The organism is Chryseobacterium sp. BIGb0232 (genome assembly GCF_024810195.1).
In the GTDB taxonomy this organism is placed as follows: Bacteria; Bacteroidota; Bacteroidia; order Flavobacteriales; family Weeksellaceae; genus Chryseobacterium; species Chryseobacterium pennae.
On record NZ_JANUEH010000002.1, the window covers coordinates 131,985 to 156,704 of the forward strand.

A 24,720-nucleotide genomic window follows, 5' to 3' on the forward strand; every position below is an offset into this window, starting at 1 on the left:
CTCCCATCTTTTATAACACTTTTTCCAAAATTTTGATGTAGATCTCTATACCTTCTTCTATTTCATTGATATAGATAAATTCATCCGCTGTATGAGAGCGCCTACTGTCTCCAGGCCCCAGTTTTACAGATGTACATGGAATAATCGCCTGATCTGAAGAGGTTGGTGAACCATAGGTTGACCTTCCTATTTCCAGTCCTGCTTTTACAAACGGGTGATCCATTTCGATTTTTGATGAATTTAACCTGAAAGACCTTGCGGTAAGCTTTGATTTCATCTGCGACTGAATGATATCAAAGGCTTCTTTATTGGAATATTCATCCGTTACCCTTACATCTAATGTAAAATGGCAGGACTCCGGTACTACGTTATGCTGCACTCCGGCATTCATTCCTGAAAGAGTAACTTTCACTTCGCCCAGATAATCTGAAACCTTCGGAAATTTAAAATTTAAAATTCCCTGAAGATCCTCCATACATTTAATAATGGAGTTATCGTCATTAGGATGAGCAGCATGAGAAGGAGTTCCTTTCATCTCTCCGTCAATCACCAACAGTCCTTTTTCCGCTATTGCCAGATTCATCTGCGAGGGTTCTCCTACAATGGCAAGCTCGATATTAGGTAACTGTGGAAACAGAGCCTCGATTCCGTCAAAACCTGAAATCTCCTCCTCTGCTGTCAACGCAATCACTAAATTATATTCTAAATCTTCTTTATCATAAAAATGTAAAAAAACCTGCGCCATGGAAACCAGAGAGGCTCCGGCATCATTGCTCCCCAATCCGAACAGCTTCCCATCCTTTTCAATCGGTACAAACGGATCCAGCGTGTATGCTTTGTTTGGTTTTACCGTATCATGATGCGTATTGAGTAAAACTGAAGGTTTAAATACATCAAAGTTTTTATTGACCGCCCAGATATTGTTTTTAAAACGCTTCGTCGGGATCTGGTGCTTTTTGAAAAAGTTTTCAATTTCCACTGACGTATTGAATTCATCTTTGCTGAATGAAGGAATTTCAATCAAATTTTTAAGCAATTCAACAGCATTGTTTAGCAATTCTTCTTTATTATAAACAGATTTCGGTTCCTGCATGATGATTCTCTATATGGTTTTTCAATTCTGTTTCTTTAATCAGAAACACTTTGTTTACATTATTTTTTATTGCTCCAAGAGCATTTTCAAGTTTGGGTAAAATCCCTTTATGAAGCTTTCCTTCTTCTTTCAATGTTGTAAAATCGTCTTCAGAAATACTTTTGATGAGAGATTCCGGGTCATCCACATTTTCCAACACTCCTTTTTTATCAAAACAATACAGCAGCTCCACTTCATATTTCTCAGACAAAGCCTGAGCGATTACAGAAGCAATAGTGTCTGCATTGGTGTTAAAAAGATTTCCTTTTTTATCGTGGGTAATGGCAGAAAATACAGGAATAAGATCCAGCTTAATGAACTTTGAAACGAGTTTCTTATTCACACTCTTCTTATTGATATCTCCTACAAAGCCGAAATCTATTTCAGGATGTTCTCTTTTTTTAGCTTTAATAAGATTCCCATCTGCTCCGGAAAACCCTATGGCATTGCATTTTTTATGTTGTAGTTTCTCAACAATATTCTTATTGATTCCCCCTGCATATACCATCGTTACAATATCCAACGTCTCTTTATCAGTAATCCTCCTTCCATTAATCATCTTCTGCTCGATTCCCAGTTTATCAGCAAGCGTTGTGGCTAACTTACCACCACCATGCACAAGGATTTTCTTTTCTTTAATTTCGGAAAACTGATCTAAAAATTGATCCAGTAATCGTTCATCATCAATGAGCGCACCGCCTATTTTTATGATGTATATTTTCTGTTTCATTTTTTTATGTTTATTGTATTGATAGAATTTCCATTCTATCTGGGGTTTTAAATTGATTGGAATGTATTCCAACCCTAGATTAAATTGTCACTTCAGGACTCTGTTTGGATTAATTATGTCTTGTTGAATTTTCAATCCTTGTCAAGGTTTAGAACCTTGTCAAGGGGTTTGAAAAAGAATTATTCAACGTTCAAGCCATCCAAAATTTCACTAAAGACTGCCTGTGCTGAGAAAATTCGGTTCTTTGCCTGTTGGTATATAATGGAATTTTCTCCATCCATTACCTCATCACTTAATTCTACATTACGGCGAACCGGAAGACAGTGCATTACTTTTGCCTGATTGGTATTCGCCAGTTTTTCATTGGTAAGCATCCAGTTTTCTTTTACTTCAGGCATTGCTGCATAGTCGTCAAAAGAAGACCAGTTTTTTACGTAGATAAAATCAGCTTCTTTTAATGCTTCATCCTGATCATGAACAATCTTTACATCTTTTGTGAAAGCAGGGTCCAGATCATATCCTTCCGGATTAGCGATTACCAAGTCAACGTCCATTTCCTGCATCCATTCCGCAAAAGAATTTCCTACTGCATGAGCAATCGGTTTGATATGCGGTGCCCAGGTTAAAACTACTTTTGGCTTATAGTCTTTTCTCCATTTTTCTGTAATCGTAATACAGTCTGCCAGACTTTGTAAAGGATGGCGGGTTGCTGATTCCAAAGAAATAACAGGAACTTTTGCATGTTTTTCGAATTGGCTCAGAATACTTTCGTTTACATCGTCTTCTTTGCTCTTCATTCCGGCAAAACAACGTACAGCAATGATGTCACAATATTGGTTTAAAACTTCAATAGCATCTTTGATGTGCTCTACGGTATCTCCATTCATCACAGCTCCGTCAGCAAATTCAAGATTCCAGGCTTCCTGAGCTGCATTTAGAGTTAATACATTCAATCCCAGGTTTTGCGCTGCAATCTGGCTGCTTAAACGGGTTCTTAAACTTGAGTTTAAGAATACAAGACCAATTGTTTTTCCTTTTCCTTTTTCTGTTTCAGAAAGTGGGTTTGCTTTAATTTCTAAAGCTTTTTTTATAATTTCCTGTAAGTTTTTTACATCACTTACAGTAGTGAATTTTTTCATTTTGAATTGATTGTAAAGATTTTTAATACCTATTAAATATTTCCCAACACCTCTTTCAGAGCGCTGATAAAAAGATCTGTTTCCTCTTTTTTGATATTCAGTGCCGGAAGAATCCTTAAAACACTTTTATCATTAGAGTTTCCAGTGAAGATATGATGATCGAACAGTAAGCTTTTCCTTACTTCTGAACAGTCTCTGTCGAGTTCTATTCCGATCATCAGTCCTTTCCTTCGGATTGATTTAATATGGGATAAATCTTTAATTTCATTTTCAATATACTCACCCATTTGCTGAGTATTTTCGATAAGATTTTCATCTTTCATTACATCCAGAACCGCAATCGAAGCTACACAGGCTAAGTGATTTCCTCCAAATGTTGTTCCTAACAAACCATTACTAGCCTGAAACTTAGGACTAATCAAAACTCCGCCAACAGGAAATCCGTTCCCCATTCCCTTAGCTGTTGTAATGATATCCGCTTCAATTCCGAATTCCTGATGGGCAAAGAAATATCCGCTTCTTCCATATCCTGATTGTACTTCATCCAGAATCAAAACAGTGTCATATTTTTCACACAATTCTTTAATTTTAGATAAAAACTCCGGTGTTGGGATCATGATTCCACCTACCCCTTGAATTCCTTCAATAATGACTGATGAAATCTCATTTCCATATGCGGCAAAAGTTTCTTCAAGTTGCTTAATGTCATTCCATTCAGATTTGATAAATCGTTCTGAAAAGTTAACCGGAGCAACAATTTTTGGATTATCCGTTACAGAAACTGCAGCAGAAGTTCTTCCGTGAAATGATCCCGAGAAATAAAGCACTTTACTTTTTCCATTGTGAAAAGAAGCAAGCTTCAATGCATTTTCATTAGCTTCTGCTCCTGAATTACATAAGAAAAGGCTATAATCTTCATATCCTGAAAGTTTCCCAAGCTTATCAGCCAGCTCTACCTGTAATTCATTCTGAACAGAATTAGAATAGAAAGAAATTTTTTCCAACTGCTCTTTCAGCTTGTTTTGATAATGCGGATGGTTGTGACCGATAGAGATTACAGCATGCCCACCGTAAAAATCAAGGTATTTTTCTCCTTTATCATCCCAAAGGAAAGATCCCTGAGCTTTAATTGGATTTATGTTGAATAATGGATATACGTTGAATAAATTCATTTTTTTGTTTTTAATTAATTTCTTTCGTCTTGAAACAAAAGAAACAAAAGTTCAAGACCTGGAAACTTCCGCTAAAAATTAGTTCTATTCTCTAAAAATTCTAAAACTTGTGCGAATTCTAAACGAGTTCTTCGATTTTATACACACTTTGAACAGTAGAATTTTCTTAACGTTCACAGAATTAATTTTCTTAACGCTCCATTTTCCTAAGTCGGATTTGATGTTAGTTTTTAAAACTTACGATTGACTTATTTTAATCAATTGAATTTAAAATGCTATCGGTTTTAAATTCAAGCCTGTATTTTCTTCCCAGCCCATCGCGATATTCATGTTTTGCACAGCTTGTCCTGAAGCTCCTTTTAACAAATTGTCAATCGCTGAGTGAATAACGGCAACATTTCCACTCTTTTCAATCTGGATCACACAGCGATTCGTATTGACAACCTGCTTTAAATCAATTGCTTTTTCACTTACCGTAACAAACGGCGCTTCTGCATAAAAATCCTGATACAATTGATAGAGATCAGAAAGTCCCAAATCTGTTTTCACTGTAGAACTTGTAAAAATCCCTCTTGCAAAATCCCCTCTCCATGGTACAAAATTCAGGCTGACTTCTTTATGATTAAACAAAACTATTTGTTGTAAAATTTCATCTACATGCTGATGAGCCAAAGTTTTATAAGCTGATACATTATCATTCCTCCAGGTAAAATGAGTCGTTGCCTGTAAAGACTGTCCAGCTCCTGTAGAGCCTGTGATTCCGGTAGTATAAACCTCATCCAAAGCCTCTTTCCCAGCCAATGGCAATAATGCTAACTGAATGGCTGTGGCAAAACATCCGGGATTTGCAATACTTTTTGATCCTGAAAGTTGTTTTTTATTGATTTCCGGCAATCCGTAGATAAAATTTCTCTTTTCAAAATTTCCGTCCAAACGAAAATCATTTCCCAGATCAATCACCAATGTTTCTTCTTTAACCGGATTTTGGGTTAACCAGTTCTGACTTTCCTTGTGTGGAAGACATAAAAAAAGAATATCTACTTCTTCAGGCTGGTCCGTCAGTACCTGCTCACAAACCGTCGTTAAATCCGGGTACAGATCCGAAATTCTTGTTCCCGAATTCGAACGACTATATAAAAAACTCAATGTCACATGGGGATGGAAAGCCAGTAAACGTATTAACTCGCTTCCTGTATATCCGTTGGCACCAACTATTCCTACTGTCTTTTTCATATTTTAATCGATAGAATTCTATCCTATCTTTTGTTAAATCGCTCCTTCGGAACTTTAGTTGATATTTTGATTAATCTGGTGATATATATTTAAGGAATTGCTTACAATTTTTGTATATCCTTTTACATCTTCTCCCGTCCATGCTCTGTTGGCTTCACCATAGCTTCCGAATTTATCAGACATTAAATCGTGATCAGATTCAATTCCATTTAAGACAAATCTGTATGGATGAAGGGTTACAAATACTTTCCCACTCACTGTTTTCTGAGAATCCGTTAAGAAAGATTCAATATTTCTCATTACCGGATCTAAGAAAAGCGCTTCATGAAGCCAGTTTCCATACCAATCAGATAACTGAGATTTCATCATCTGCTGATATTTTGAAAGGGTATGTTTTTCCAATAAATGATGCGCTTTGATAATCACCGAGGCTGCCGCTGCTTCAAATCCTACTCTTCCTTTGATTCCTACGATAGTATCACCAACATGAATATCACGTCCAATTCCATAAGCAGAAGCCAGTTTTTCTATTTTTTGAATAGCATATACAGAATGTTCAAAGCTTTCTCCATTTACCGCTACCACTTCTCCATTTTTAAATTCAATTTCCAGTTCTGAAGGTTGAGTTTCCTGAACCTGAGATGGAAAAGCTTCTTCCGGCAGATAACTTCTTGATGTTAAAGTCTCTTTTCCACCTACAGAAGTTCCCCAAAGTCCTTTATTTACCGAATATTGTGCTTTATGGAATTCCATTTCATACCCATGATTCTTCAAAAACTCAATCTCCTCTTCACGAGATAAAGCCATGTCACGAATTGGTGTAATGATCTCAATATCAGAACACATTACCTGGAAAATCAAATCAAAACGAACCTGATCGTTTCCGGCACCGGTACTTCCATGAGCAATAGCATCTGCTCCTACTTCAATAGCATATTTTGCAATTTCCTGCGCCTGAATGGTACGCTCAGCACTTACAGAAAGAGGATAGGTGTTATTTTTTAATACATTTCCAAAAATCAAATACTTTACACAAGAGTTATAATAATCTTCCTGAGCATCTACGCACCTGTACTCTTTTACTCCTAGGTTTAAAGCTTTTCTTTCTAATTCTTTTTCTTCTTCTTTAGAAAAACCTCCGGTATTTACAGTAACCGCATACACGTCATACCCCAGTGTTTCACTAAGATATTTTGCACAGTAGGAAGTATCTAAACCTCCACTAAATGCTAAGATGACTTTCTTGTTCATTGTTATATTTAATTTCTGGTTGTGTATTCACAACACTGTTTACTTTATTTTGATCAGGCTGATTTACAACCTCATTTTTTTTTATATTTTCCGGAACAAATAACATGGCTGTACATAAGCAGTTTTTACGTTCCTTTTTCATTAAAATTTCATAATTCACACAGTTCTTACAGCCGCTCCAAAACTCTTCATCCTGAGTCAGTTCAGAATAAATCACCGGCTTATATCCTAAATCACTGTTGATTTTCATTACCGCAAGACCTGTTGTTAACCCGAATACCTTTGCTTCCGGATATTTTTCTCTAGATAACTGGAAAACTTTATGCTTAATTTGAGTAGCCACTCCGCCATGCCTGAATTTGGGAGATACAATCAATCCCGAATTAGCCACAAACTTCCCATGCGACCAGGTCTCTATATAACAGAAACCTACCCACTCGCCGTTTTCAGTAGCAACCACAGCATTGCCTTCTGAAATCTTCTTACTCAAATATTCGATGGAACGTTTTGCGATTCCCGTTCCTCTACGCTGTGCAGAATCATACATTTCCTGCTGTATTTCACTCACATACATTAGATGTTCGCATGAGGAAATTTCTATTTCCATTTATTTATCTAATTTTTTTGGCAAATTTAAAATATATTTTCTTTAAAAACCAAATTAAAAAGATATTTTTTTTGTTTTAAAAATTTACACAGGTAAAATTATCTTTATTGAAAAATATATTTTTGCTAATTTATTATATATTTGCTAAAATAATATAGCTATGGAAAATACATGTCCAAAATGCAAGGGTAATAAAGTGGTTAAAAGCGGAATTATCAATGAGAAACAGAGATTTCTCTGTAAAAGCTGCAACTATTATTTTACCGTAAAAAAGCTGGGAAAACAGATTGATGACTATTATGTAACCAAAGCCTTACAACTCTATCTGGAAGGCTTAAGCTACCGTGAAATTGAAAGAATTATTGGGGTTTCTCATGTTACGATAAGTTCATGGATCAAGAAATATAATATTACAAGGCCACCCCATTCTGAATTCCATCCTGTGTATAAAATATTAAAACAGAATGAATTGATTGAATACATTGCTAAAGAAGACAACATTAAAAATTCCGGGATTATTATTACTCAGTTTGCTGATAAGTATATGTTGATTAAATGGGAAAGATTTAAGAAATAGAGGGTGGAATAAAGAGAATAGATTGATAGATAATAGACTTTGCAGTCTGAATTTTATACTTTCAATTCTATATAACTATAGTATTACCAATAGTATATATTAAATTTTCATAAATAAATTATTAATTACAATTTGGCTTTCACAAAAAACAACGCCAAAAATTGATAATTTATGAAGAAATTACTTACATTTATTGGAATAGCCTTAATTAGCGGTTCTATGTATTCGCAGGGTTCTCCTGATTATGGCAGCGGATTAAAAATTAACCTCAATCCTGAGGGAGACAAATTCATCAGATTTATTTTATGGGATCAGCTTTGGCTAAGAAACAGTGCCATGAATCCCGGAAGTATGGTTGGAAATGAACCAACAGATAACACGTGGAATCTGGGAAACAGACGATTACGCGCTCTAACGTATGCGCAGATCTCTAAAAGATATATGATTCTCCTTCATTTTGGAATCAACAATCAGACTTTCATCAATGGCGGCGGATCAGGAACCTCAGGAACAGGAGGTTACGGAAACGGAAAGAAAACCCAGATGTTTTTCCATGATGCCTGGAATGAATATGCAGTTATTTTACCTGGAGAAGCAGGAAAATTCAGTTTATCTTTAGGGGCAGGGCTTCATTACTACATGGGACTTTCCCGTATGACTATGGCCTCTACCCTAAACTTTCTTACAGTAGATTCTCCGGTATTCTCATGGCCACTGATAGACAATTCGGATCAGTTTGGAAGACAAATCGGAATGTTTGCTAAGGGTAAATACGGAAAACTGGAATATCGTTTCAGCTTAAACAAACCTTTTGCTACAGACCTTGCTCCTGCGAATGTGACCGATCCGTCAAAAGCCGTAGCAGTAGACAATAACGGAAATCCAAGTTTTTCAAAAGCAGGATATGTTGAATATCAATTCTTAGATGAGGAATCCAACACCTTACCTTTCAAAGTAGGATCTTATCTTGGGACAAAAAAAGTATTCAATGTAGGAGCCGGATTTTACCATCAGGCAGACGGAACCAGAACTTCAGTGAATTCAAATGTAGAAAAACATGACATAACTCTTTTTGCGGTAGATGCTTTTGCAGATATCCCATTGGGAGAAGCCAAAAACAAAATGGCAGTTTCAGCCTACGCCGGATATTATAACTACAATTTCGGTCCAAATTATGTAAGAAATCTGGGAACAATGAATATTGCAGCTACCGACCCTAATTTCATTGGCAATAAAGCGATCGCAGGACCGGGAAATTTACAGCCTACCATCGGAACAGGTAATATTATCTACGCACAGGCCGGTTTGCTATTACCAAGTCAGGCAGAAAAGCCGAAAATCAGAATACAACCCTTTGCAGCATATACTCACAAAAACTTTGAAGCATTTGACAAATCATCTTCTCAGTTTGATGTTGGAGCTAACTGGTTTATTGACGGACATCATGCAAAAATCACAACCCAGTATTCAACAAGACCAGTTTACACCAATCCTACTGAAAAACCTTCTTCAAAAGGAGAATTCATCGTACAGTTCCAGATCTACTTATAATCTAAACACATTAAGGCAATATAAAATGTAAGATGAGCTAAGTTCTATTAAGAATAAAACATTTTACTCTTTCCATTAACATCAAAAACCAATCAATATGAGCGAAAACCATCACGAAAGCTACGAAAATATGACCGAAAAGCAGAAAAACCGCACCATCTGGAGTGTTATCACTGCTTCATCCCTCGGAACATTGATAGAATGGTATGACTTCTACATCTTCGGAAGTTTGGCCATTGTTTTAGCGACCAAATTTTTCCCTGCAGATAATCCGACAGCGGCATTTTTATCTACGCTAGCCACTTTTGCAGCTGGATTTGTGGTAAGACCCTTTGGGGCTTTATTCTTCGGAAGACTGGGTGACATTATCGGAAGAAAATACACTTTCCTTGTCACTCTGCTCATTATGGGGTTTTCCACTTTTCTTATCGGATGTATCCCAAGTTATGAAACCATCGGGTTCCTGGCTCCGGTTTTGGTTTTAATCCTTAGATTATTACAAGGTCTTGCTCTTGGGGGCGAATATGGAGGGGCAGCAACTTATGTAGCGGAATATGCACAACCTCATCGAAGAGGCTACTGGACTTCATGGATTCAAACCACAGCCACAGCAGGGCTTTTCATTTCACTGATTGTTATTTTAATTACAAAAAATACACTTTCTCCCGAAGAATTCGACGGCTGGGGATGGAGGGTTCCTTTCTGGATCTCAATCTTAATGGTGGGAGTTTCTTATATTATCAGAAAAAACATGAAGGAATCTCCCCTTTTTGCCAAGGCGAAAAGTGAAGGAAAAACTTCTAAAAATCCTTTAAAAGAGAGTTTTGGTAATAAATTCAACTTTAAATTCGTATTGCTTGCTCTTTTTGGAGCAGCAATGGGACAAGGGGTAATCTGGTATACAGGACAATTCTACGCTATGAGCTTCATGCAGAAAGTAATGAATATTGATTCTACTCAGGTAGATTATTTAATGGCGACTGCTTTATTTTTAGGAACTCCTTTCTTTGTATTTTTTGGCTGGTTATCAGATAAAATAGGAAGAAAAGCTGTAATGATGACCGGAATGCTGGTGGCAATTTTAGCGTACAGACCTATTTATGACAGCATGTTCAAAAGCGTCAGTCTTGAAAATAAAACGGTAGCCACTAGTGGAATTACCGAAAAAAGAACCGCTAAAATCCACAAAGACATTGCTACAGACAGCCTTGTAACCTTCCATAAAGAAACACTTTATACCGATGGAACTTTAATTAAAAAAGACAGTATCGTTCACTGGTCACCAAGTGGTCCTGTTATAAAAGACGGAAAAGCTGAAGAACCTAAGGTTTCACAATCTGTAACGGTGAGTGACAGCACAAAATGGTATCTGGTTTTCTTAGTATTTATCCAGGTGATATTCGTAACTATGGTTTATGGGCCTATTGCAGCGTTCCTTGTTGAAATGTTCCCAGTGAGAATCCGTTACACTTCGATGTCTTTGCCCTATCATATTGGAAATGGTGTATTTGGAGGACTTCTTCCGGCCGTAGCTACTTATCTGGTAACTACAGGAAAAGAAGCGGGACATGCCACATGGTATCTTGAGGGATTATGGTATCCGATCGGAGTGGCTACAGTCTGCTTGATTATCGGATTAATTTATCTTAAAAATAAGAACAATAATCTTCACGATTAATCACTGAATCACTCAAATTTTTATTAATTTTAAAACTACTAAAATGAACGCACTAAAAAAAATATTAGGCATACTCTGGATCGCAATAGCTGTGGTCGTAGGATATTTTGCAATTACAGTAATGGGAATTCCAAAAATAACTTCCGGAAAACAGGAAGACCTGGTTTTCGGGATCATCATCCTGTTTGTACTGATGCCGATTGTTTCAGGTGGAATGGCTGTTTTTGGCTATTACGCTTTAACAGGAGAGTATTCTGACGAAAAATTATAATTAAACAGATAATGATAATTGATGAATGCTCATATTCATCAATTATCTTTTATCCATCATCATTTATGAAAAAAAGACACGAACAAAAACTGGTTATCCTGAGCATCGGACTGATGATTGCTTTCAGTATTCCTATTTCACTGCTTTTCAATAATGAGCGGGAGGTTTTCGGATATCCTATGATTCTAATTTACCTGTTTGTTGTCTGGATGATCTCCATTGTAATTTCCTTTGTAATTGTAAAAAAGCACAATGAGTAGCTTCGCATTATTTTCTGTGGTTATGTTTTATCTGGCTCTTCTGTTCTTAGTTGCCCATCTGGCAGAGAAGAAAAGAAGCAAGTTCTGGATCAACAATCCTTACATTTATGCATTGTCATTGGCTGTGTATTGTACAGCATGGACGTATTACGGGAGCATCGGAGTGGCCGCTACAAGCGGATTAAACTATTTACCGATTTATATTGGCCCTGCAATGATTATTCCTGCCTGGATTTATATTAACACAAGAATTGTAAGAATTGCCAGGGTTAATAAAATAAGCAGCCTTGCAGATTTCATCTCGTTACGATATGGAAACAGCAGAAGTCTGAGTGCGATTATCACGATTGTCTGTCTTTTAGCGATTGTTCCTTACATCGGATTACAGATCAAAGCCATATCAGAAACCTTCCATCTGGTAACAGAAACTCCGATGTCGAAGAATATACTGACCGACAATGCCACATTTGTGGTGATTTTAATCGCTTTATTTTCTTCCTATTACGGAACAAGATATGTAGACGCTTCGGAAAAGCGACTGGGAATTATCTCCGCTATTGCACTGGAAAGCTTCCTAAAATTATTTTTCATCATTATTCTTGGTCTTTTTGTGATCTACTATGTTTTTGATGGATTTACAGACATCTACCAAAAAGCTAGTCGTTTTGAAGATTTTAAAGAAAAAAATACTTTCAACGGCATTGAGGGTGCCATGAACTGGATGGTTTTATGCATGATCTCAGCAACAGCTATCTGTATATTACCACGACAGTTTCATACCGCGATCGTTGAAAACAGACAGGAAAAGCACATCAGAACAGCAATATGGTTTTTTCCGCTTTATTTATTAATCTTCACCATATTTATTTTCCCGATTGCATGGGGCGGAAGGCTGATCTTTGATGGTGAGAAAGTAAATCCTGAGTTCTACTCTATTTTAATTCCGCAGCATTTCGGCAATACTTTAATCACCGTTTTGGTTTTCCTTGGCGGATTGAGTTCATGTATTTCCATGATTATCATCTCTGCTATTACTTTATCCATCATGCTTTCCAACAACCTCATCATTCCTTACGGTTTGCTTGGAAAACTGAAATCTGAAAATGAGGAACAAAATACAAGAAGCATTACCAACATCAGAAAATTCAGCATTTTTGCACTGATTATCATGGCCTTTGTGTTCTACAAATATTTTATTTTAAAAACATCGCTGGATTCTGTGGGATTGATCTCTTTTGTAGTGATTGCACAGCTCGCTCCGGCATTTTTTGGAGCTATATTCTGGAGAAGAGGAAGCTATAAAGGCGCTGTTATCGGGCTTGCTGCCGGATTAGCTATTTGTTATTTCGGATTAATCATTCCACAGTATTATTTTTCGTACAACCAAGAGCTCAAAGGGGTTTTAAGGGATATGTATAATTCTTTCAACTTCTTTACCATTCCTTATCTGGCCAGGATTCCTCAGATTTTTTTCTGGTCAATTCTTGTGAATACTGGCTTGTTTACGATTGTTTCAGTGAGCACCAAAGGAAATTACCGTGAAAGAAACTTTGCTGAACTGTATGTAGACATTGACAAATATATTCAAAATCACGAAAATGCATTCATCTGGAGAGGAACGGCCTATATTTCCGATATTCAGAATATCCTGGAAAGATTTTTAGGTAAAAACAAAACCGAGCAGGCGTTGAGAATATTCAATTTAAAATATAATATTGATTCTAAAACAGAGACTGCTGATTCAAGATTCATTAAATTTTCGGAAAACCTTCTGGCAGGAAGAATCGGGACAGCTTCAGCTAAAATTCTGATTGAGGGAGTCACCAAAGAAGATAAAATATCACTGAAAGAAGTTTTGAATATCCTTGAAGAATCCAAAGAAAACATCAGTTTAAACAAAAAACTTACGGAGCAGTCTGAAGAATTACAGAAGCTTTCTGATGACCTTAGAAATGCCAATGAAAATCTGATTGTTAAAGACCGCCAAAAAGATGACTTTCTGGATTCTGTCGCCCATGAACTGAGAACCCCAATCACTGCGATACGTTCAGCAGGAGAAATCTTAGCTGACGATGATGATATTCCTTTTGAAATAAAGCAAGAGTTTTTAAATAATATCATCACAGAATCTGACCGGTTAAGTGAGATCATCAACGATATTCTTTATCTTGATAAACTTCAGCATGGTGAAATCTCGTTAAACATTCAACAAAACAACATTCTTGAAACCTATAAAAAAGCATTAAGCCCCCTATTGCACCTGATACAGCAGAAAAATATTCATTTAAGTGAGGTTAATCTCCTGAACCGGGTTATATTTGAATATGATGAAGCCCGAATGATTCAACTGCTTCAGAATATATGGGGAAATGCCTTAAAATTCACAGATGAACTGGGAACGATACAAACTAAATTGTTTGAAAGAGAAAATCAGTTGATGATTACTATTTTCAATACAGGAAAGCACATTCCGGAAGAGGATCTGGAAATGATTTTTGACAAGTTTTATCAGTCTAAAAATCAGAACATTTTAAAACCTACAGGAAGCGGACTTGGCCTGGCTATTTCCAAGAAAATAATACAGGCCCACAACGGAAGTATAAAAGCTGAAAACAGTGGTCTTGGAGTAACTTTTACCATCAGTCTTCCTGACAGAATAATAAACGAGATTAAAAATGAAGTTGAACACCTTTAAAAAGCCTTTATGAAAAAGATAATCATTGCAGATGACGAACACAAAATATTAATGTCCCTGGAATACAGTTTTAAAAAGAACGGTTACGATGTTTACATTGCCCGTGACGGAACCGAGGTTCTGGAGTTTTTAAAAACAATGGTTCCGGATGTAATCCTGCTCGACATTATGATGCCGAATCTTGATGGCTACAGCACCTTAGACCTTATCAAACAGGATGAAAAACTAAAGGACACAAAAGTGATCTTTCTCAGCGCCAAAAACAATCCGAGAGATATTGAAAAAGGCCTTGAAATGGGAGCGGATGCTTACGTTACAAAACCCTATTCTATTAAGAAACTGATACAGCAGATTGAAGAGCTGTTTTAGAGAAAAAACACCAAACAGAAGACTATTAATATGAATACAGATACTCTATTTAAACAAAGCATAGAAGACAAAGAAAAATTCTGGAAAGAACAGGCTGAAGCTATACAATGGTTTGAATTTCCACAACAGATTCTTTCAAAAGACATCAACGATTATCCGCAGTGGTTTGCTGACGGGAAACTTAATATATGCCATTTATGTATTGACAAACATATTGAAGACGGTTTCGGAGATCAGAATGCTGTTGTTTATGATTCACCGGTAACAGGGCAGAAAAAAACATATACCTTCAATCAGGCTAAAGAAGAAATATCAAAATTTGCAGGCGGACTGGCTTCTTTAGGATTAAAAAAAGGAGATACAGCAGTTATTTACATGCCAATGATCCCACAAACTCTTTTTGCTATGCTTGCCTGTGCAAGAATTGGAGTTATTCATAATGTAGTTTTCGGAGGATTTGCCCCACATGAACTGGTGGTAAGAATTGATGACTGCAAACCTAAAGTTTTAATCACAGCCACAGCAGGAATAGAAATTGCTAAAAGAATCCCTTATCTTCCATTAGTAGAAAAAGCAATTGAACTTGCTCAGGATAAAGTCGATAATATTATTGTTTACAACAGAAAATTAGTAGACAACCAACACGAAATGTTTGACGGACTTATTGATTATGAAGAATTGGTTCAAAAATCAAACCCTGCCGATTGCATTCCGGTAGAATCCACTCACCCACTCTATCTGCTTTATACTTCAGGAACTACAGGAAAACCAAAGGGAATTGTTCGCGATACCGGCGGATATGCTACTGCATTAAAGTTTTCCATGCAATATATATACGGTGTTGAACCGGGTGAAACTTATTGGGCAGCCTCGGATTTCGGTTGGGCTGTTGGGCATAGTTATTCAGTTTACGGACCGTTACTCAACAGAAATACAACGGTAATTTTTGAAGGAAAACCTATTATGACACCTGACGCAGGAACTTTCTGGAGAATTATCTCAGAGTATAAAGTTTCCGTGATGTTTACCGCTCCTACAGCCATCAGAGCGATAAAAAAAGAAGATCCCAATGGTGAATTGGTAAAAAAATATGATCTTTCGCACTTCAAAAAACAATTTCTTGCCGGTGAAAGATGTGATGTCGCCACTTTGGACTGGTTTGCTGAACACATTGGAGTTCCCGCTATCGATCACTGGTGGCAGACAGAATCCGGGTGGCCGATGCTTGGTTTATTGACCTTTGATGAAAGTTACAATATCAAAAGAGCTTCCGCAGGAAAACCTATTCCCGGATATGACATCAAAATTTTTGATGAAAACGGACTGCAGCTGGATCCTCATCATGAAGGTTATTTAGTCATTAAACTCCCTCTTCCTCCGGGAGCACTTCTGGGCATCTGGAAAGACCATGAACGTTTTGAAAACAGCTATTTATCGCAATACAACGGGTATTATTTTTCTGGTGACGGAGCTATACAGGATGAAGATGGTTATATTTTCATCACAGGAAGAGTGGATGATGTCATCAATGTAGCTGGCCATCGACTTTCCACCTCAGAAATGGAAGAAATTGTCTCGTCACACCCTGATGTTGCAGAATGTGCTGTTGTAGGAATTGACGATGATTTAAAAGGCCAGGTTCCTTTTGCAACGGTTGTTTTAAAAAATGGCTCCACCATTACCGAAGAAGAAATTGAAAAGAATATCATTCAAATGGTTCGGGAAAAGATTGGCGCTGTAGCTTTTTTAAAAAATGCCTTAGTTGTCAAAAGATTACCTAAAACACGATCCGGAAAGATCTTAAGAAAGCTTATCAGAACCTTGCTTGATGGAAAAGATTTCCAGATTCCACCAACCATTGATGATGAAAAAATCATTGAAGAAATTCAGGAAAAGATCGGAGAATACAGAGCTTAAACGAAAAATTAAACATATATTTAAAATACAGTTCAAATTTCAAAAAACGAAAGGGATATGAGAAATTACTTAATAGAAGATTTACCACAATACTTTGAAGATTACAAAAAATCCATCAAGAATCCGAAGAAATTCTGGGACAAAGTAGCCGATCAGAACTTTGTATGGTATCAGAGATGGAGCAAGGTTGTTAAGTACGATATGAATGAAGCTAAAATTGAATGGTTCAAAAACGCCAAGCTCAATATCACCAAAAATTGTCTGGACAGACATCTAGCCATCAGAGGCGACAAGACTGCGATCATCTGGGAGCCCAATGATCCAAAAGAGGAAGCTCAACACATCTCCTACAACGAACTATATACCCGTGTCAATAAAACAGCCAATGTTTTAAAGGATATGGGCATTGAAAAAGGAGACAGAGTCTGTATCTATCTTCCTATGATCCCAGAATTGGCAATTACCATGCTGGCATGTGCTAAGCTGGGCGCTGTGCATTCCGTTATATTTGCCGGATTTTCTGCTTCTGCCGTATCTTCAAGAGTGAATGACTGTGAAGCTAAAATGGTAATCACTTCAGATGGAAGCTACAGAGGAAATAAAGTGCTGGATCTGAAAAGCATTGTTGATGAAGCTGTAGAAAAAACACCAACGGTTGAAAACATTCTTGTAGTTAAAAGGACCCACAATGAAATCAAAATGAAAGAAGGAAGAGATCACTGGTTGTCAGACCTGTACGAAAAAGCTTCTCCTGATTTTGTAACCATTATTATGGATTCTGAAGATCCGCTTTTCATCCTTTACACTTCCGGTTCTACGGGAAAACCAAAAGGAATGCTTCATACCTGTGCCGGATATATGGTGTATACTGCTTACACCTTCAAAAATGTATTTAACTATAAAGAAAATGATATTTACTGGTGTACAGCAGATATTGGCTGGATCACAGGCCACTCTTACATTCTTTACGGACCATTGCTGAATGGAGCTACCACTGTTATTTTTGAAGGAGTTCCAACGTATCCCGAACCGGACCGTTTCTGGGAAGTGATTGAAAAGCATAAGATCACGCAGTTCTATACCGCTCCTACCGCCATTCGTTCTTTAGCTAAAGAAAGCGCAGAATGGGTAGACAAGCATGACCTGAGTTCTCTGAAAGTCATCGGATCTGTAGGGGAACCTATTAATGATGAAGCATGGCATTGGTTTAATGATCATGTTGGAAAGAAAAAATGCCCGATTGTTGACACCTGGTGGCAAACCGAAACCGGAGGAATTATGATTTCACCTCTTCCTTTCGTCACCCCTACCAAACCTACTTATGCAACTCTTCCTTTACCGGGAATCCAGCCTGTTTTAATGGATGACAAGCGTAATGAAATTACAGGTAATCAGGTAACCGGAAATCTTTGTATCCGTTTTCCATGGCCGGGCATTGCAAGAACCATCTGGGGAGACCACCAAAGATATAAGGAAACCTACTTTACGGCTTTCCCTGGGAAATATTTTACAGGTGACGGAGCTCTGAGAGATGAAGTAGGTTATTACAGAATTACAGGGCGTGTAGACGATGTTATCATCGTTTCAGGTCATAATCTGGGAACCGCTCCTATTGAAGACAGCATCAACCAGCATCCTGCTGTTGCAGAGTCTGCAATTGTAGGCTATCCACATGATATCAAAGGAAACGCATTGTATGGTTATGTTATGCTTAAAGAATCCGGAGAAGGCCGTGATAAGGAAAATCTTAAGAAGGAAATCAATCAGTTGATCGCTGACCAGATAGGGCCTATTGCCAAGCTGGATAAGATACAGTTTGTTTCAGGTCTTCCAAAAACACGTTCCGGTAAAATCATGCGTAGAATCCTTAGAAAAATTGCGGAGGGAGACTTCGGCAATTTCGGAGACATCAGCACCTTACTGAACCCGGAAATTGTAGAGGAAATTAAAAACGAAAGAATTTAATTGAATTTAAAATAGTAAAACAAAGAGATCATTTCTATATGAAGTGATCTCTTTTTATGTATAAGCTTCTCATTATCTTTTTATATAACCTCTCGCTGATTTCGCAAATTACTTAGATAATGACATTATAATAAACTGTTTTTTTAGAGTCTTGGAGACTCTCCACTCACTTCATTCCGTTGAGAATAACAGAATTTAAAATATAATTTCGGGTATTAAATCTGCGTGAGCAATAAATTAACTCATATCCAAAAATTAGAGTTAAATAACAGGAAAATTTTAGATCCTTCTTTTAGCAGGGGAATTGATGAAACCTTAATTCCTGTATAGGATTTTAAAAAAATTATTAAGTTGACAAATTCAAACACCTGTTCAATAGATATTTTCAAATATTTTAACATTATTTTATAGATAAAATATTAATAGATAAATTTTATTGACTTTACATTAAAAAAATAGAAAAATTATTATTAACTTTAATCACAACTTTAAAACCCATTAATTATGTCAAATATATTAGCTGGGCTATTTGAGCACCATAGCGATTACAAGAAGCTTGAGAGTGATCTGGAAAATTCAGGAATTCCTAGTTCTGATTACATCATATACCTTAGCAGTGAAACAACTAACGCCCAATATCTGGCAAGTGTGGCGGTAAAGGATAGCAGCCAGACGGATAATGTCCGGAGTATTTTCACGCAGCATGCAGTGATAAAAACTTATTTATTTGAAAATATGAGTATTGATCAGGCCAATTATGATACGATTAAAAAGTACATTGATGCCAGAAACAGGGCTGAGATTCACAACAGCCCGGACATTAGAATTAAAACCTCAACCGAGGGTATCAATTCAGAAGTGAAATCCTAATCGATATAAAACCTAATAACCAGAAATCCGTAGTACATACTACGGATTTTTTATGTTTGAAAAAAGTAAAATTTTTCGTATTTTCGTCTAAATATAGGCATCTGCACAAATGAGTTACGATTTAGAACAAGAGAATAAAGAGATCCTTTCTAGATATAAGGACCTGATTTCCAACACATACAGAACTTTAGATGAGGAAAATAACAAACTCATCCGGAAAGCATTCGATATTGCATTGGATGCTCATAAAGACCAAAGGAGAAAATCCGGAGAGCCTTACATCTATCACCCTATCGCTGTAGCCAAAATTGTAGCAACAGAAATTGGTTTGGGGGCAACGTCTATTGCCTGTGCATTACTGCATGATGTCATTGAAGATTCTGATTACACTTATGAGGATCTGAAAAAGATCTTTGGAGAGAAAATCGCCAATATCGTGAATGGATTAACCAAAATATCCATCATGAACCATCAGAATATCTCTGTACAGTCAGAAAATTACAGAAAACTGTTGCTGACACTGTCTGAAGATTTCAGGGTTATCCTGATCAAAATCGCAGACCGTCTTCATAATATGCGGACACTGGAAAGCATGGCTCCGGACAAGCAGAAAAAAATCGCCTCAGAAACGGTTTACATTTATGCTCCCATGGCACACCGCCTTGGATTATACAACATCAAATCTGAGCTGGAAGATCTTTCCTTAAAATACAATAATCCGGAAGTATACAATGAAATCACGGAAAAGTTGGAATTGGCCAAAGAAAGCCGTGAAAGATACATTGAGGAATTTAAAACCGAAGTTTCTGAGAGACTTAAGGAAGAAGGTTTAAATTTCACCATCAAAGGCCGCGCAAAGGCTATTTCTTCCATTTACAGAAAAATGCTGAAGCAGGGAGTTTCTTTTGAAGAAGTTTTTGATAACTATGCGATCAGGATTATCTATAAATCGGATGCTAAAAACGAAAAATTCCTGGCCTGGAAAATCTACTCCATTGTTACGGATGTTTATCACAGTAACCCGTCAAGAATGCGTGACTGGATTACCCAACCCCGTTCCACAGGATATGAAAGTCTTCACCTTACCGTTCTGGGCCCTGATAGAAAATGGATTGAAGTACAGATCCGTTCAGAAAGGATGGACGAAATTGCTGAAAAAGGAGTTGCCGCACACTATAAATATAAGGAAGGCTATAAACAAAGCTCCGATGACCGTAATTTTGAAAAATGGGTTACGGAAATCCGTGAAGTCCTTGAGCAACAGCAGAACCTTTCTACTTCTGAACTTTTGGATAACATCAAGCTGAATCTTTATTCAAAAGAGGTGTTTGTATTTACTCCAAAAGGTGAAATTAAGATCTTACCAACCAACGCAACTGCTTTAGACTTTGCCTTCTCCGTTCACTCAGACTTGGGAATGAAATGTTTAGGGGCTAAAATCAACGGAAAACTGGTTCCGATTTCTTATGTCCTTCAAAATGGAGATCAGGTAGATATCCTTTCTTCTCAGAACCAGAAACCGAAGTCTGACTGGCTGGAATTTGTAGTGACTTCAAAAGCAAAATCCAAAATTAAAAGTTACCTGAATTCCCAGAAAAACCAACTGGTGGAAGAAGGTAAAGAAACTCTGCAGAGAAAGCTTCGTCATGCCAAAATCAATTTCAATGATGAGGAGATCAATAAATTACAAAAATTCTTTAATTTAAAATCATCACAGGAACTATTTCTTAAATTTCAGACCAACGAACTGGATGCAAGCAGTTTAAGAAAATATATTGAAAGTAAAAACGTATTCAATAATTTACTTTCCAGATTCAGAAAATCTCCATCCAAAAATGTTCATTTCGAGGAACCGAAAGAGCAAAACCTTGACATGATTATCTTTGGAAAAGATGAGGAAAAACTGAACTACAGCTATGCAAAATGCTGTACGGTAATCCCGGGGGACAAAATTTTCGGATTCATCACCATTTCCGATGGAATCAAAGTACACAGTGACAACTGTCCGAATGCCATTAACCTGAGAGCACAGTATGATTATCGTGTCATCCCTGCCAAATGGGTCAATGCAGAAAGCTTCAAGAACAGAGTGAAGATCGAAATCGAAGGCCTTGACAGAATGGGTATGATCAACGATATTACAACGGTCATCAGTGGAAGTATGGGTATGGATATGAAAAGTATGTCTATTGAATCCAACAACGGAGTTTTCACAGGAAACATCAATCTTGAAGTTAAGAATAAGGGGCAATTGGAGGAGACCTTCAAGAAGCTCAAGAATATTAATGGAGTCTCAAGAGTGAGACGACTACAATCGTAAACATGAATTTATCACTTTATTTTAAAAGATTTTTCAACAACAGTCAAGCCTCAGGAATTATCCTTATTTTCTGCGTGCTTATTTCATTACTTATTGCCAATTCATCTCTTGCTGAAAGTTTTCAGAACTTTTTAGACAAGGAGGTAGGAACTCATCTGTTTCAGCTGGAGTATCCTGTCAGCATCTGGATCAATGACGGTCTGATGGCTGTATTCTTCCTTCTGGTAGGACTGGAAATCAAAAGAGAGCTTGTAGAAGGTGAACTTTCTTCTTTTAAGAATGCTTCACTGCCTATTTTTGCAGCAGTGGGTGGAATGCTTGTTCCGGCGGTTATCTACAGTATTTTCAATTACGGAACGGAATATAGCAATGGCTGGGGAATTCCCATGGCTACAGATATTGCTTTTTCTCTTGCCATTATTTCTATGCTTGGGAAAAAAATCCCAAACTCAATTAAGATATTTTTAGCCGCATTGGCTATCGTAGATGATCTGGGAGCGATTCTTGTGATTGCTGTTTTTTATACAGATCAGATTCATTGGACCTATCTTCTACTCTCTTTCGGAGTTACTGCTTTATTGTTTGCTTTAAACTTTTTAAAGGTTACCAAAACAATATTTTATATTATTCCGGGACTGTTTTTATGGTATTTCCTTCATCACTCCGGAATTCATGCAACGATTGCAGGTGTTGTACTGGCATTTTCAATTCCTACCAATGCTTCCAATGTTGAAATTTCACCGCTGGAAAAACTGGAGCATCAGCTTCACATTCCTGTAAGCTTTCTGATCATGCCTATTTTTGCTTTAACCAATACCAATATTACATTTTCCAATGATATGGTTGCAGGGGCTACAAGCACATTAGGGTTAGGAATTATCTGTGGATTGATTCTTGGAAAACTGATCGGGATCAATCTATTTTCTTTGATTGCTATTAAATTAAGGCTCAGTTCTCTGCCTCAAAACAGCAACTGGACTCAGATGATCGGAGTAGGTTTGCTGGCAGGAATAGGATTTACCATGTCTATCTTTATTGCTTTATTGTCCTTTAAAGGGGAAATTCTCATCCAGGACGAGGCTAAATTTGCTATTCTGATCGCTTCCTTTATTGCGGCCATTTTAGGATTTACTATTTTAAGCATCAGCTCTAAAAGAAATATGGAACCGGAAGAAGATTAATTCTTTTTCTGGTTTTCCAGCTTTCTGCGATGTTCTTCATCACTTTCAAAATTGGGTTCTGTAACCTGTGCATGATACTTAACCGTTTCTTTCTGAATCTCATCCGAAAGCAGCTTTTCTATTCTGAGTTTTCTGATAGCCATATTCAATTCATTCCCGAAAAGTAAAAGATATACATTTACATTCACCCAAACCATCAAAAGGATCATACTTCCAATAGACCCGTAAAGAACGTTATACCGGGCAATATCTTTTACATAAATAGCAAAAATATAGGTCGTCACCAGAAACAGTATTGTGGTGAGAATCGCTCCGGGAATCGCCTGTCTGAACCTTGTAATTTTCACAGTCCCCAACCAATAGAATAAGGTTAAAAGGATAAAATAAAACAAAGGAAAAGAAACAAAACCAATGATACTGGAAAGGTTATCCACCAGCCATGTTACGTCATAAGCAGGGGTAAAAAGCTTCATTACAACCTCCACATAATAGACTCCGAAAAGTGTTAGAAAAACCATGGTAATGAAACCTATTGTGATAAAGAATGAAAGGATAAACTCTTTTACATCACTGAGTTTTTCTTCTGTATTTTCATTAAACCCATTAATCAGGGAAAAAGTACCATTTGTTGCAAATATGAGCGCCAATACGATTGTCAGGTTACTGATCCCTTTCATATTGGGAATAATATTGGTTTCGATATAGCCTCTCACATCGCCTTCCATATTGGATGGGAACACATTATGCATCAGTACATCAAAAATATAGAACTGTAGCTTGTCATAATGCGGCATATATGGCAGCACGGAAAGTAGGAACAGAATAAAAGGAAATAGACTCATGGTAAAACTCCAGGAAATAGCAGCTGCCTTTCGCCCTATCTTTCCTTTAAAAATCCCGGAGATATAGATCTGAAACATCTGCCAAAGCGATATTCCCAAAACGGGAATATGGATGTCATCAAAAAACTCCTGAACTTTCAGGATAAATCTGGGAACCTTTACACTCATCTATTGCTGCAATTTCGTGATTAGTCAAAAGATTAAATACCAACTCACCCAAATGATGAGTGTTTTTTGAAGATATTTTCTCGATCTCTCTTACAAATATAAACATTTTCCCTCTCCTGTTTCTCAATGTGAATTATATAGAATTGAGACTTATGGACATTCACCATAAAAATCCGGATAATTTCTCTTTTATAGATATGATCCTTTTTACATTAACTGCAGACTATTAAAATAATTAAAATTGTATTCAGCCCCCTACACATTAAACTGCCGTAAATGATGATCCATATGTTTATAAACAAAAATACCGATTTCTTCTTTTGTCATCTTTCCAAAGAAATCATGAATAAAATCCGGGTTGGCATAACTATCATAGGAAGCTATTTGTCCTTTCCATTTCTTTTGAAGAGCTTCTGTGTCTCCTGATAATTCCTTTATTGCAAAACTTCCGGCAGGAGAGTTTTTGCCCATCGGCTTATCATCCTTTACCATTCCCTTCAGAACCATTTTCCCAAAGATCTTTCCTAAAAAATCCTGCTTATATCTGTATTGACTGCTTCCCAATACCCAATCATTCCAGTCCGTACAATGCTTTACCATCTGATAGAGGTTCATCTTTCCCCATTGCGCGGTATTCTTTTGAGAAAGTGTATCAATCCTGCCGATGAGTTCTTCTCTTGCGTTATTATCAAATATTGTTTTCATAATAAATCTTTTTGTAAAATTATAACAGTTCAGAAAGATCCTTACTACACAAAAATGACATCCAACAGTGTATTTTGTGCCAAAATT

General features: G+C 36.9%; 21 protein-coding genes. 12 read left to right on the forward strand and 9 right to left on the reverse strand.

From position 1 onward, the window contains the following. Positions 1–10 precede the first annotated feature (10 nt). The 7 genes from M2372_RS06755 to M2372_RS06785 form a co-directional block, all read right to left on the reverse strand. Positions 11–1,093 (reverse strand): M20 family metallo-hydrolase, encoded by a 1,083-nt coding sequence (locus M2372_RS06755; protein ID WP_123319651.1) that lies wholly within the window; start codon positions 1,091–1,093, stop codon positions 11–13. Then, complete coding sequence (gene argB / locus M2372_RS06760) at positions 1,068–1,862, reverse strand: acetylglutamate kinase (RefSeq protein ID WP_123320113.1); 795 nt, start codon at positions 1,860–1,862, stop codon at positions 1,068–1,070. Before argB ends, M2372_RS06755 begins: the two co-directional genes overlap by 26 nt. 179 nt (positions 1,863–2,041) lie before the next feature. Then, the gene (locus M2372_RS06765) at positions 2,042–3,001 is read right to left on the reverse strand and encodes an N-acetylornithine carbamoyltransferase (protein ID WP_123319652.1); all 960 of its coding nucleotides are present in this window, start codon (positions 2,999–3,001) and stop codon (positions 2,042–2,044) included. A 32-nt stretch (positions 3,002–3,033) separates the two neighbouring features. Beyond that, positions 3,034–4,173 carry an aspartate aminotransferase family protein gene (locus M2372_RS06770; RefSeq protein WP_123319653.1) on the reverse strand — a complete coding sequence of 380 codons (1,140 nt, stop codon included), beginning with the start codon at positions 4,171–4,173 and terminating at the stop codon, positions 3,034–3,036. A gap of 267 nt (positions 4,174–4,440) precedes the next feature. After that, the gene (gene argC, locus M2372_RS06775) at positions 4,441–5,406 is read right to left on the reverse strand and encodes an N-acetyl-gamma-glutamyl-phosphate reductase (protein ID WP_115972294.1); all 966 of its coding nucleotides are present in this window, start codon (positions 5,404–5,406) and stop codon (positions 4,441–4,443) included. 54 nt (positions 5,407–5,460) lie between these two features. Beyond that, a complete protein-coding gene (gene argG, locus M2372_RS06780; protein WP_123319654.1) occupies positions 5,461–6,657 on the reverse strand; it encodes an argininosuccinate synthase in 1,197 nt (398 codons plus the stop codon). Further along, a complete protein-coding gene (locus M2372_RS06785; RefSeq protein ID WP_228455719.1) occupies positions 6,629–7,264 on the reverse strand; it encodes a GNAT family N-acetyltransferase in 636 nt (211 codons plus the stop codon). The genes argG and M2372_RS06785 overlap by 29 nt, the downstream gene beginning before the upstream one ends. Before the next feature lie 160 nt (positions 7,265–7,424). On the opposite strand from M2372_RS06785, the gene M2372_RS06790 reads away from it, so the two are divergent. The 12 genes from M2372_RS06790 to nhaA all read left to right on the forward strand — a co-directional run bounded on the left by M2372_RS06790 (position 7,425) and on the right by nhaA (position 22,918). Then, entirely contained in the window at positions 7,425–7,841 is a 417-nt protein-coding gene (locus M2372_RS06790) for a helix-turn-helix domain-containing protein (protein ID WP_123319655.1), read from the forward strand. Positions 7,842–8,012: 171 nt separating this feature from the next. After that, entirely contained in the window at positions 8,013–9,392 is a 1,380-nt protein-coding gene (locus tag M2372_RS06795; protein WP_115972297.1) for a porin, read from the forward strand. A gap of 97 nt (positions 9,393–9,489) precedes the next feature. Further along, entirely contained in the window at positions 9,490–11,070 is a 1,581-nt protein-coding gene (locus tag M2372_RS06800) for an MFS transporter (protein ID WP_123319656.1), read from the forward strand. A gap of 43 nt (positions 11,071–11,113) precedes the next feature. After that, complete coding sequence (locus tag M2372_RS06805) at positions 11,114–11,341, forward strand: DUF6814 family protein (RefSeq protein ID WP_123319657.1); 228 nt, start codon at positions 11,114–11,116, stop codon at positions 11,339–11,341. 65 nt (positions 11,342–11,406) lie between these two features. After that, positions 11,407–11,601, forward strand: coding sequence for a hypothetical protein (locus M2372_RS06810; RefSeq protein ID WP_115972300.1), 195 nt, complete (start codon positions 11,407–11,409; stop codon positions 11,599–11,601). Further along, entirely contained in the window at positions 11,594–14,296 is a 2,703-nt protein-coding gene (locus tag M2372_RS06815; RefSeq protein WP_123319658.1) for an ATP-binding protein, read from the forward strand. Before M2372_RS06810 ends, M2372_RS06815 begins: the two co-directional genes overlap by 8 nt. Positions 14,297–14,305: 9 nt before the next feature. Continuing rightward, entirely contained in the window at positions 14,306–14,665 is a 360-nt protein-coding gene (locus M2372_RS06820) for a response regulator transcription factor (protein WP_115972302.1), read from the forward strand. Between the two features lie 30 nt (positions 14,666–14,695). Beyond that, the gene (locus M2372_RS06825; RefSeq protein ID WP_123319659.1) at positions 14,696–16,582 is read left to right on the forward strand and encodes an AMP-binding protein; all 1,887 of its coding nucleotides are present in this window, start codon (positions 14,696–14,698) and stop codon (positions 16,580–16,582) included. Between the two features lie 57 nt (positions 16,583–16,639). Further along, positions 16,640–18,547, forward strand: a complete 1,908-nt coding sequence (acs, locus tag M2372_RS06830; RefSeq protein ID WP_123319660.1) for an acetate--CoA ligase — start codon at positions 16,640–16,642, stop codon at positions 18,545–18,547. Between the two features lie 504 nt (positions 18,548–19,051). Next, the gene (locus M2372_RS06835; RefSeq protein ID WP_115972305.1) at positions 19,052–19,417 is read left to right on the forward strand and encodes a hypothetical protein; all 366 of its coding nucleotides are present in this window, start codon (positions 19,052–19,054) and stop codon (positions 19,415–19,417) included. Positions 19,418–19,526: 109 nt separating this feature from the next. Beyond that, complete coding sequence (locus tag M2372_RS06840) at positions 19,527–21,737, forward strand: bifunctional (p)ppGpp synthetase/guanosine-3',5'-bis(diphosphate) 3'-pyrophosphohydrolase (protein ID WP_123319661.1); 2,211 nt, start codon at positions 19,527–19,529, stop codon at positions 21,735–21,737. 2 nt (positions 21,738–21,739) lie between these two features. Next, positions 21,740–22,918 carry a Na+/H+ antiporter NhaA gene (gene nhaA, locus M2372_RS06845; protein ID WP_123319662.1) on the forward strand — a complete coding sequence of 393 codons (1,179 nt, stop codon included), beginning with the start codon at positions 21,740–21,742 and terminating at the stop codon, positions 22,916–22,918. Here nhaA and M2372_RS06850 read toward each other — a convergent pair. Together M2372_RS06850 and M2372_RS06855 are read right to left on the reverse strand one after the other, a co-directional pair. Further along, positions 22,915–23,928, reverse strand: a complete 1,014-nt coding sequence (locus M2372_RS06850; protein WP_123319663.1) for a YihY/virulence factor BrkB family protein — start codon at positions 23,926–23,928, stop codon at positions 22,915–22,917. The two genes, nhaA and M2372_RS06850, sit on opposite strands and share 4 nt — an antisense overlap. A gap of 255 nt (positions 23,929–24,183) precedes the next feature. After that, positions 24,184–24,633: a DUF1569 domain-containing protein gene (locus tag M2372_RS06855; RefSeq protein WP_123319664.1), complete on the reverse strand. Its 450-nt coding sequence runs from the start codon at positions 24,631–24,633 to the stop codon at positions 24,184–24,186. Positions 24,634–24,720 lie beyond the last annotated feature (87 nt).

What these genes read in the sequence shown, in the direction of transcription:
- argC (WP_115972294.1), bottom strand. Translation starts at nt 5,406, where the DNA reads ATGAAAAAGACAGTAGGAATAGTTGGTGCCAACGGATATACAGGAAGC.
- M2372_RS06770 (WP_123319653.1), bottom strand. Translation starts at nt 4,173, where the DNA reads ATGAATTTATTCAACGTATATCCATTATTCAACATAAATCCAATTAAA.
- M2372_RS06810 (WP_115972300.1), top strand. Translation starts at nt 11,407, where the DNA reads ATGAAAAAAAGACACGAACAAAAACTGGTTATCCTGAGCATCGGACTG.
- M2372_RS06820 (WP_115972302.1), top strand. Translation starts at nt 14,306, where the DNA reads ATGAAAAAGATAATCATTGCAGATGACGAACACAAAATATTAATGTCC.
- M2372_RS06835 (WP_115972305.1), top strand. Translation starts at nt 19,052, where the DNA reads ATGTCAAATATATTAGCTGGGCTATTTGAGCACCATAGCGATTACAAG.
- M2372_RS06840 (WP_123319661.1), top strand. Translation starts at nt 19,527, where the DNA reads ATGAGTTACGATTTAGAACAAGAGAATAAAGAGATCCTTTCTAGATAT.
- M2372_RS06805 (WP_123319657.1), top strand. Translation starts at nt 11,114, where the DNA reads ATGAACGCACTAAAAAAAATATTAGGCATACTCTGGATCGCAATAGCT.
- M2372_RS06815 (WP_123319658.1), top strand. Translation starts at nt 11,594, where the DNA reads ATGAGTAGCTTCGCATTATTTTCTGTGGTTATGTTTTATCTGGCTCTT.
- M2372_RS06825 (WP_123319659.1), top strand. Translation starts at nt 14,696, where the DNA reads ATGAATACAGATACTCTATTTAAACAAAGCATAGAAGACAAAGAAAAA.
- argB (WP_123320113.1), bottom strand. Translation starts at nt 1,862, where the DNA reads ATGAAACAGAAAATATACATCATAAAAATAGGCGGTGCGCTCATTGAT.
- M2372_RS06765 (WP_123319652.1), bottom strand. Translation starts at nt 3,001, where the DNA reads ATGAAAAAATTCACTACTGTAAGTGATGTAAAAAACTTACAGGAAATT.
- M2372_RS06785 (WP_228455719.1), bottom strand. Translation starts at nt 7,264, where the DNA reads ATGGAAATAGAAATTTCCTCATGCGAACATCTAATGTATGTGAGTGAA.
- M2372_RS06850 (WP_123319663.1), bottom strand. Translation starts at nt 23,928, where the DNA reads ATGAGTGTAAAGGTTCCCAGATTTATCCTGAAAGTTCAGGAGTTTTTT.
- M2372_RS06800 (WP_123319656.1), top strand. Translation starts at nt 9,490, where the DNA reads ATGAGCGAAAACCATCACGAAAGCTACGAAAATATGACCGAAAAGCAG.
- M2372_RS06795 (WP_115972297.1), top strand. Translation starts at nt 8,013, where the DNA reads ATGAAGAAATTACTTACATTTATTGGAATAGCCTTAATTAGCGGTTCT.
- M2372_RS06755 (WP_123319651.1), bottom strand. Translation starts at nt 1,093, where the DNA reads ATGCAGGAACCGAAATCTGTTTATAATAAAGAAGAATTGCTAAACAAT.
- M2372_RS06855 (WP_123319664.1), bottom strand. Translation starts at nt 24,633, where the DNA reads ATGAAAACAATATTTGATAATAACGCAAGAGAAGAACTCATCGGCAGG.
- M2372_RS06790 (WP_123319655.1), top strand. Translation starts at nt 7,425, where the DNA reads ATGGAAAATACATGTCCAAAATGCAAGGGTAATAAAGTGGTTAAAAGC.
- acs (WP_123319660.1), top strand. Translation starts at nt 16,640, where the DNA reads ATGAGAAATTACTTAATAGAAGATTTACCACAATACTTTGAAGATTAC.
- nhaA (WP_123319662.1), top strand. Translation starts at nt 21,740, where the DNA reads ATGAATTTATCACTTTATTTTAAAAGATTTTTCAACAACAGTCAAGCC.
- argG (WP_123319654.1), bottom strand. Translation starts at nt 6,657, where the DNA reads ATGAACAAGAAAGTCATCTTAGCATTTAGTGGAGGTTTAGATACTTCC.